The organism is Leisingera sp. F5 (genome assembly GCF_001593695.1).
In genome coordinates, this window is sequence record NZ_LUKH01001184.1 from 1 (window position 1) to 1,209 (window position 1,209).

Sequence of the window (1,209 nt, forward strand, 5' to 3'; positions counted from 1 at the left end):
GCATGCGAAGCTTACATGTGGATCACCCGGTCATAGGCATCCAGAACGCTCTCATGCATCATCTCTGACAGCGTCGGATGCGGGAAGACGGTGTTCATCAGGTCTTCCTCGGTGGTTTCCAGCTGACGGCCCACCACATAACCCTGGATCAGCTCGGTCACTTCCGCGCCGACCATATGGGCGCCCAGCAGCTCGCCGGTCTTGGCGTCAAAGACGGTTTTCACCATGCCCTCGGCCTCTCCCAGTGCAATCGCCTTGCCATTGCCGATGAAGGGGAAGCGGCCGACCTTGATGTCATAGCCCAGTTCCTTGGCCTTCGCTTCGGTATAGCCGACAGAGGCAACCTGCGGCTGGCAATAGGTGCAGCCGGCAATGCTCTCGGGCTTCACGGTGTGCGCATGCTTGCCAGCAATCAGCTCTGCCACCATCACGCCCTCGTGCGACGCCTTATGCGCCAGCCAAGGCGCGCCGGCGATGTCGCCAATGGCATAGAGCCCGTCAACGCCGGTGCGGCAGAACTCGTCCGTTACCACATGGGTGCGGTCGACCTTGACGCCCAGCTCTTCCAGCCCCAAGCCTTCGACGTTGCCAACGATGCCCACGGCGGAAATCACAGTATCGAAGTCCTGTTTCTCAACCTTGCCGCCAACCTCGATATGGGCCGTCACTTTCCCTTTACCGCGGTCCAGCTGCTTGACCATGGCTTTCTCCATGATTTTCATGCCCTGTTTGACAAAGGCTTTCTTGGCAAAGGCGGAAATCTCCGCGTCTTCCACCGGCAGCACCCGGTCCATCACCTCAACCACGGTCGTATCGGCGCCCAGGGTGTTGTAGAAGCTGGCAAATTCGATGCCGATCGCGCCCGATCCGATGACCAGCAGCTTCTTCGGCATCCGCACCGGGTCCAGCGCGTGCTTATAGGTCCAGACCAGATCGCCGTCGGCCTCCAGCCCCGGCAGCTCACGCGCCCGCGCGCCGGTGGCCAGCACGATGTTCTTCGCCGCCAGCTCCTCGGTGCCCTTATCGGTCTTGACCGACACCTTGCCCTTGGCCGGTATGGACGCCTCGCCCATGACAACGGCAATCTTGTTCTTCTTCATCAGATGGCCAATGCCGGAGGACAGCTGTTTCGCCACCCCGCGCGAACGTTTCACCACCGCGTCCAGATCATAGCCGATGTTCTCTGCCTTCAGGCCGAAATCCTTGGCC

1 protein-coding gene is annotated in these 1,209 nt (G+C 60.8%); it reads right to left on the reverse strand.

The features are described from left to right. Positions 1-11: 11 nt before the first annotated feature. Positions 12-1,209: dihydrolipoyl dehydrogenase (gene lpdA / locus A2I95_RS39970; protein WP_291737883.1), on the reverse strand; the 1,198-nt coding region annotated here is incomplete at its 5' end.